This window comes from Mesorhizobium sp. M7A.F.Ca.CA.004.12.1.1, assembly GCF_003997835.1.
In the GTDB taxonomy this organism is placed as follows: domain Bacteria; phylum Pseudomonadota; class Alphaproteobacteria; order Rhizobiales; family Rhizobiaceae; genus Mesorhizobium.
This window is the reverse complement of record NZ_RZRK01000666.1, coordinates 1-3,457: the sequence shown is the minus strand read 5'-3', so window position 1 is coordinate 3,457 and position 3,457 is coordinate 1. Positions and strand designations below refer to the sequence as shown.

3 protein-coding genes are annotated in these 3,457 nt (G+C 59.6%); 1 reads left to right on the top strand and 2 read right to left on the bottom strand.

What is annotated here, in order from left to right; genetic code table 11:
* Both EN984_RS27290 and EN984_RS27285 read right to left on the bottom strand, forming a co-directional pair.
* Positions 1-829, bottom strand: an 829-nt coding sequence (locus tag EN984_RS27290) for a pilus assembly protein TadG-related protein (RefSeq protein ID WP_245480127.1), incomplete at its 3' end; no start/stop codon positions are given.
* Positions 830-1,243 carry a TadE/TadG family type IV pilus assembly protein gene (locus tag EN984_RS27285; RefSeq protein ID WP_164748810.1) on the bottom strand — a complete coding sequence of 138 codons (414 nt, stop codon included), beginning with the start codon at positions 1,241-1,243 and terminating at the stop codon, positions 830-832.
* Between the two features lie 411 nt (positions 1,244-1,654).
* Here EN984_RS27285 and EN984_RS27280 point away from each other — a divergent pair, with 411 nt between their 5' ends.
* On the top strand, positions 1,655-3,247 hold the full coding sequence (locus EN984_RS27280) for a peptide ABC transporter substrate-binding protein (RefSeq protein ID WP_127267926.1): 1,593 nt from the start codon (positions 1,655-1,657) through the stop codon (positions 3,245-3,247).
* Positions 3,248-3,457: the final 210 nt, after the last annotated feature.

Genomic DNA, 3,457 nt, shown 5'->3' with positions numbered 1-3,457 from the left:
GGATCTGGACCGTACTGGTCGACTTGGAAGCGATCGTCTGCAGGGCGACCTTGGCCGTGTTGCCAAGCCCCGGCACATTGGCCATGGCCGTGGCGATCTGGCCGACGGTCGCCTTCGATGCCAGCACATCCGAATACGACACGCCGGTCAGGTTCAGCTGTGTGGCAAGGCCGTCGACGAAGGAGAGCACGCTCACATCGGCGGAGAGCAGCGCGTTGTAGTCCATGACGCTGAGCGAGATGTTGCTGCCGAGAAGTCCGCCGAGAAGCGCGTTGAGGATACCGCCATCGAGGCTGGCGAGCCTCGATCCGACCGAGAACGTCGCCTGCGGCGTCATGCTGGCGATGGCTTGGGTGCCGATGACGGGAGTTGGGATCAGCGAACTCGCGAAATAGCGGGCCGGGATCTTCTTCAGGGTGACATGGACGGCATTGTAGGGTGTTACGCTGGCCTGGAAACGCTGGCCCACATTGGCGCCGGATGCCACATATCGCCCGGGCGTGACCGTCACGACGGTTTTGCCGGCCGCCGGCTCGATCGTCTGTCCCGAGCTTTGAACGATAACCCCTGGCATGCCGTTGTCGGTCAGTGTGGTGACAACCGCGGTGTTGACATTGGTCATGTTCGAGGCGGCGGTGATCGCCGCCAGGTCCACCATTGCCTGGGCTTCGCGGCGCTCGGTGTAGATCGAGGCTTCGTCGATGGCCACCGCGGCCAGCGCCAGCGCCACCGGCGCGCTCAATGCCGCCATGACGGTGAAGTTCGCTTTCCTGTCACTCAGCATCAACCGGGCAAGCCGACCGATCCCATTGCACGCATGCAGCAGCATTCAAATGCCCCCGACCCTGATCGTTGACTGGCGCTTGATCGTGGTCCCGGGCATGGCTATGCCCGGGAAAAGGTTCCAGATCGGCAGGTTGCGGGCGTCGTACTGGATGGAAACCACGAACTGGCTTCCATCAGCCGTGCTGTCGTTGGCCTGGTAGGTCAACTTGCTGACATCCACGAAGGGATATCCGCCGGCATTGTTGGTGACGAAGCTGGCTACGAGCGTCTGGCGTTCGGTCTGGTTCAACCCGGCAATTGCCGTGCGGGCGGCATCCGCTGCGATCTGTTGGATCGAGTTGGCGGCGCCGAAGTATATACCATATGCAACCATTCCGAGTAGAAGAAGAATGAAAATCGGTGAAAGCAAGGCAAATTCGACCGCAGAAGTGCCGTGTTCTTCTTGAAGTTTCCGCATTAATTGACGGATTTTGGGCAATTTACTTGCTCTGTTACTCATAGCCGCCACGCGTCTGAAGTTCGAACCATATAGAAGGTACTCATAATGTAACCCCAGGTTGCTTAAGAACGCATTAAGACATTCCGGCAAACTGGCATGGCTCCGATTCGCGGTGAAAAATGGCGTCGAGGTGAAGAAACCAAGTCAAGCTTCTGGTTTCGGCTGCTGTTTCAGCGGCCACGCCATAGCTTTCGTCCGCCTTACTTTGGGTGACCCAGAGAGTCTGTTGAAATAAAAATTCTCCGCGTTAGTGTCTGGGCACGAGCCGCAGGACGGGAACCAGCGGCGCGCTCAAAGGGGTCAGATATCGGCTTCAGGGCGTCAACACTTAATAGGCGCGCCAACGGCAGCGCCGACAGGGAGAACTTCATGCTGAAAAACATGCTGAAGGCGACGGTGCTCGCCACGACCATGGCGCTGGCCGCCGGCACCTTCTACACGCCGGCTTTCGCCGAGACCGTCTATAACAGAGGCAGCGCCGCCGAAGCGGAGACGGTCGATCCGCACAAGACCTCGACCGTCTACGAAGCCGATATCATACGCGACCTGTTCCAGGGCCTGGTCATGCATGACCAGAAGACGAACCTCATTCCGGGCGCGGCCGAAAGCTGGACAGTGTCAGACGACGGGACTGTCTACACCTTCAAGCTGCGCAAGGATGGCCTCTGGTCGGATGGCAGCCCGGTGACGGCGGACGACTTCGTCTATTCGTTTCGTCGGCTGGAAGACCCGGCCACCGCTGCCGAATACGCCTCGATGCTGTACCCGGTGAAGGGTGCGGAGGACGTCAACACCAAGAAGGGCAAGCCGGAGGATATGGGTGTCAAAGCGATTGACGCAAATACCCTCGAAGTCACGCTGAAGGCGCCGACGCCTTACTTCCTGGAGATGCTGACCCACCAGGCCGCCTATCCGGTCAACAAGGCTTCGATCGACAAGCTCGGCGCCGACTGGATCAAGGCGGGTAATCTCGTTTCGAACGGCGCCTATACGCTGGCCGAGTGGATACCCAACGACCACATGAAGCTGGTCAAGAATCCGAAATTCTGGGACGCCGCGACCGTCAAGATGGACGTCGTCAACTATATCCCGACCGAAGACCGCTCATCGGCGATGAAGCGGTTCGAGGCCGGCGAACTCGACAGCTACGGCGACCTGCCGACCGAACAGCTCGCTGACCTCAAGACCAAGTTCGGCGACCAGGTCCGCGTCGGACCTTATCTCGGCACCTATTATTATGCGATCAAGACCGACAAGGCGCCGTGGGACAATGTCGAACTGCGCAACGCCATCTCGATGGCGATCGACCGCGACTTCCTCGCTGAGAAGGTCTGGCAGAACTCGATGCTGCCTGGCTATTCGATGGTGCCTCCGGGCATCGCGGGCTACACGCCGGCAATGGCCAAATACGCCGACATGTCGCAGATCGACCGCGAGGACGCTGCCAAGAAGACCCTCGAGAAACTCGGCTATACGCCCGAGCATCCATTGAAGATGGAGATCCGCTACAACACTTCGGAAAACCACAAGAACACGGCCGTCGCCATCCAGGAACAGTTGAAGCCGCTCGGCATCGACGTCTCGCTCGTCAACACCGACACCAAGACCCACTACTCCTTCCTCGAGCAGAAGGGCGACTACGACTTGGCGCGTGCCGCCTGGATCGCCGACTACAAGGATCCGGAGACCTTCCTCGGCATCACCCGCAAGGCCAGCGGCAACAATTATTCGAGCTATGTCAGCCCGGCATATGAAGCGGCCATGGACAAGGCTGCGGCTGCCGGCGGCAAACCGGAAGAGCGCATGAAGGACCTCACTGAGGCCGAGCGCATCCTTGTCGATGACGTCGGTAACATTCCGCTTCTCTACTACAGCTTCCACGACATCGTTTCCTCGAAGCTGCATGGCTTCGACGACAATGTGATGGACATCCATCCGTCCCGCTTCATCAGCAAGGACTGATCCTTAGCCGGGCCGCCGCGCAACGAGATGCGCGGCGGTGCTGGTTTGCCATCGCATCGGCCCGGGAACCGGAATCGATTTTCGGCATGTCGGTGCGAAGATTTGAAGGCTAGAGCGCAACCGTCCAGCTGGACGCGCGTTGCTCTGGGTCAAGCGGGGCACCGATGCTGCGATACGTATTACGGCGGCTTCTGACCGCCATCCCGACGC

Coding starts and splice junctions, on each gene's coding strand:
- EN984_RS27285 (WP_164748810.1), bottom strand. CDS start 1,243: ATGCGGAAACTTCAAGAAGAACACGGCACTTCTGCGGTCGAATTTGCC.
- EN984_RS27280 (WP_127267926.1), top strand. CDS start 1,655: ATGCTGAAAAACATGCTGAAGGCGACGGTGCTCGCCACGACCATGGCG.